We start from the raw sequence: 3897 nt of genomic DNA, 5'->3' as shown, positions 1-3897 counted from the left end.
CGTGGGTGTACCAGGAGGTGACGAAGGTTGTACCGGTTAACCAACCGCCTAGTGCGAGGAAGGCGCAGGGGAATAATAATATTCCTGACCAACCTACGAATACGAAGCGATCGCGCTTTAACCAGTCGTCTAGTTCGTCAAACCACCCTCTTCTACTGGGGGCGCGTCCAACTGCGATGGTCATCGGACTAAAATCCTCTTTTTACTAAAAATTGCAACGCTTTTGAGGAATAAACGTTTTTTGACAATCTCAGATGCTTTCAGGCTACTGAGTTTCTGAGATTTGGCCTTCTAAGTAAGTTTGGCATTTCTCAGGCTTATGCTATTACACGTACCATTGGCTAGTAACCTAGCTTGTGGTAACTTAATGATCCTTAACTTATCACATTAGTTCGGGTTTTTGCCCGAACTACGCAGGGAAATCCTGTATTGATCACAAACCTATTAACTAATATGAATATCAGAATTTTTACAATCTGACACAACTTTTCTCAGAAATATCTAAATTAAATTAGGGAGTGGGGGAGGAAAGAGAGCAGGGAAAATAAGGGAGAATAACTAATGGCAAAGGATTAATGACCATTAAAAGGTAACAGGAAACAGCCAGCAGATGATAGGAGACTCAAACTCAAAGCTTGGATAGGGAAAGAACGAGCAAAACTTTGCTTTCACTAATTTTTTGGCTGTTGCCCGTTTCCTGTTCCCTCCTCCTGTATGTAGGGAGTTGACCATTGACATTCACAAGGGAGTTCTATGACGGCATCAACAACAATTAACAAAGGCGACTCACCGAATGGCGATCGCTCTTCTGCCAGTGTTTTACATCAAAAAGTTCTCGGTTCTCGTCGCTTGAGTAACTACTGGTGGGCAACTATTGTGACTTTAGGAGCCACAGGCTTTTTGTTGGCAGGTGTATCTAGTTATCTAAAAATCAATTTACTATTAGTCACTGATGCTACTCAACTAGTGTTCGTCCCCCAAGGGTTAGTAATGGGATTGTACGGCACTGCTGGTGTACTTTTATCTTTGTATCTCTGGCTGGTGATTTTATGGGATGTGGGTGGCGGTTACAACGATTTTAATCAAGAAACTGGTACGCTAAAAATCTTTCGTTGGGGATTTCCCGGAAAAAATCGCCGCATTGAAATTGACGCGCGTATCCGCGATGTGCAATCTGTGCGCTTAGAAATTAAAGAAGGTTTGAATCCTCGTCGTGCAGTTTATCTACGCATTAAAGGTCGGCGAGATGTTCCTTTAACTAGAGTCGGTCAACCACCATCTTTGACGGAAATAGAAACAAAAGGCGCAGAATTAGCCCGCTTTTTGCAAGTACCGTTGGAAGGACTTTAATAAGTTAAAGGTAGAAAGGCAAAAGTTAAAAGCACAGGATCTTTTGCCCTTCGGGTGCGCCATTTGACGACAGTTGCCTCAAGTCGGGAGACCCTTTCAGCAGTTCCTCCTGGGGGAAACCCCCTTGGCGTTAGCCTCTCCCTTTGGGAGAAGACCGGACTGCTTCACCACTGCACTGTCTCCTTTATGCCGGGAAACCCGTCCACCGCAATGGCTTACTTTTTACTTTTACCTTTTAACTTTATTCACTTGAGAGGATAAGATACTCTGGTTGAGTCAGTACCTGAAAATGCGGTTAAAAGTGACAAAATTTTTAGTTACCTTTTTGATGGTTGCTGCTTTGATGTTGGGAGGATGCTCTACACAGCAAGTTAGCTCTAACAATTCTCCTACAGAAACAGCTACCCAAACAAGTACTACAACAACTACTACTGAAGCAACGTCTGTATCTGAAACCACAAGTGAGAGTATCCCAGGAATGAAGAATTTACCACGGCTCGAAGGTAAAGCTACTGTAGTGATCACGGTGAAAGGTTCACCCATCACAGTTGAAGTAGATGGCACAAATGCCCCAATTACAGCCGGTAATTTTGTCGATTTAGTCCAAAAAGGTGTATACGATGGGTTAGCATTCCATCGGGTAGTGCGCGATCCACAACCGTTTGTTGTTCAAGGTGGTGATCCCCAAGGGAAAGACCCGAAATTCCCTGCTGCTAGATTGGGAACAGGCGGTTATATTGATCCAAAATCTGGCAATGAACGCTACATACCTTTAGAAATCAAACCCAAAGGTGAGGCTGCCCCAATTTACAGTAAAACATTTGAAATGGCTGGGGTAACTACAACACCAGAATTAACTCATAAACAAGGCGCGATCGCAATGGCGCGATCGCAACAACCAGACTCAGCTTCTTCACAGTTTTATTTTGCATTAGCTGATTTGGGTTTCTTGGATGGTAACTACGCTGTGTTTGGCTATGTTACCGATGGCTTTGATGTAGTGAACAAAATTCAGCAAGGCGATCGCATTGATTCTGCTAAAGTCACTCAAGGTGCAGAAAACCTGAAAGTTCCTCAATAATATTGAGTGCTTAGATCCCCCCAACCCCCCTTAGAAAGGCAGGGCTGTTTCATTCTGAGAAGAAAAATCTGGAAGTCTTATTTTTTCGTTTGAATTTAGGTTAGTCGTAGAGGGCAGAGTCTCCCTGCCCCTCTAATACCCTGTGCTAAACTTATTTTCTCTAGAAAATGAAACAGCCCTGCTTTTGAAGGGGGATCTAGGGGGATCAAATTTGGATTATTTATTCCCTTTCAATGACTCAATTAGATTTCCAATTAAAGGAAACTGTTTAATTACCCTTACTGTTAACTCGACAAAATTTTCTTCAGAGAGACGGTCATCTTGTCGCAGTTGCAGAACGCCAATTAAGATAATAAATATAGCTGTACCAATAATAGTTAAAGCTAAATAATGAAACGGTAGGAAACCACCCAAAGTTCCAATTAGGGTGAATACAACTACACATACAAATAAATAAAACATTCCATTTCTAAAAGCCCAAGGTAGTGTAACGTGAACTTCTGATTTAGCAGGTTCTTCTGGTTTTTCTGATGGCTCTGTCATAATATTATTCCCTTCGGTTGAATGCTGAATTACAACTTTTTCAATATTTCCTGCAAAGGTGACGGAAGATGGAGACATAGAATCTCTAATTTTGTCCTTTTCTAATTCTCTTCTATCCATTACATCGTCAACTAAGCTCAAGACATTGACCATTTTATAAGGTTTCTTTTGACATTGAATTTGGTGTTGTTGATCAGCTACGAACTGGCGCAATTTTTCTGAAAGATAAAAGTGATGGTCTTGGCTATCTTTGCAGGTGACACAATTACAGGGAATTAATTTGTCGTATTTGAGTCGCTTGTAAGATTGATGAATTTTGTCTAGTTCGTATGTAACTGTTGTCATCAAATCTCTTTTGAATTTACCTGCGACTCGGATTTTAATTTCTCGCTTGTCGTAATATTCAATTACTTCAGCTTTTGTTTCTTCTTGGCTGAGAATGACACCACTTTTCCAGACAATTTGTTGTTTGTCCATCACATCAATTAAGTTGTGCATAGCAACAATTAACTGAGTGATGATACCTTTAGGCATGAATTCATAGGTATAACGGAGGATAAGATTATTCGTTTCCTCCCATTGATATTTGGATTGTTTTGCTGTTAAAAGTTGTGGTGCAATATAGGTTTTGGGATTATTAGGAATTTCGTAACATAGCTTGAAGTTGATCATTAATTGCAAGATTTCTCTTTGCTTTTGGGCATATTCTGGCTCGTGCCAGATTTCTTTGAGGTTTTGCCATGTGAATTTGCCCAAGTTGTTAATTACCTGGGGAGCATCTAAAACTCTGTAAACTAGAACTCTTGCATAAATATTTTCTGGTATAATGAAGGGTTATTTTCTTTTAGGTTAGAGAAGTTAAAATAGCCACAATTTACAAAGTTTCTAATATTAACTATTGCTGGAGAATCTTTACCTAAAAA

Annotated in this window: 3 protein-coding genes and 1 pseudogene; 2 read left to right on the top strand and 2 right to left on the bottom strand. The window is 40.5% G+C overall.

Annotated features, from left to right (window positions below; genetic code table 11):
* A pseudogene (locus IQ244_RS32060) lies at positions 1–184 on the bottom strand (photosystem II D2 protein (photosystem q(a) protein)); the annotation flags it as partial.
* 569 nt (positions 185–753) lie between these two features.
* On the opposite strand from IQ244_RS32060, the gene IQ244_RS32055 reads away from it, so the two are divergent.
* Both IQ244_RS32055 and IQ244_RS32050 read left to right on the top strand, forming a co-directional pair.
* Entirely contained in the window at positions 754–1350 is a 597-nt protein-coding gene (locus tag IQ244_RS32055; protein WP_193900693.1) for a photosystem I assembly protein Ycf4, read from the top strand.
* Between the two features lie 289 nt (positions 1351–1639).
* A complete protein-coding gene (locus IQ244_RS32050; protein ID WP_193900692.1) occupies positions 1640–2431 on the top strand; it encodes a peptidylprolyl isomerase in 792 nt (263 codons plus the stop codon).
* 216 nt (positions 2432–2647) lie between these two features.
* On the opposite strand, the gene IQ244_RS32045 is transcribed toward IQ244_RS32050, so the two are convergent.
* On the bottom strand, positions 2648–3787 hold the full coding sequence (locus IQ244_RS32045) for a COR domain-containing protein (protein WP_322746149.1): 1140 nt from the start codon (positions 3785–3787) through the stop codon (positions 2648–2650).
* Positions 3788–3897: the final 110 nt, after the last annotated feature.

Source organism: Nostoc sp. LEGE 06077 (assembly GCF_015207705.1).
GTDB lineage: Bacteria > Cyanobacteriota > Cyanobacteriia > Cyanobacteriales > Nostocaceae > Nostoc_B.
This window is presented reverse-complemented; position numbering and strand designations above follow the sequence as displayed.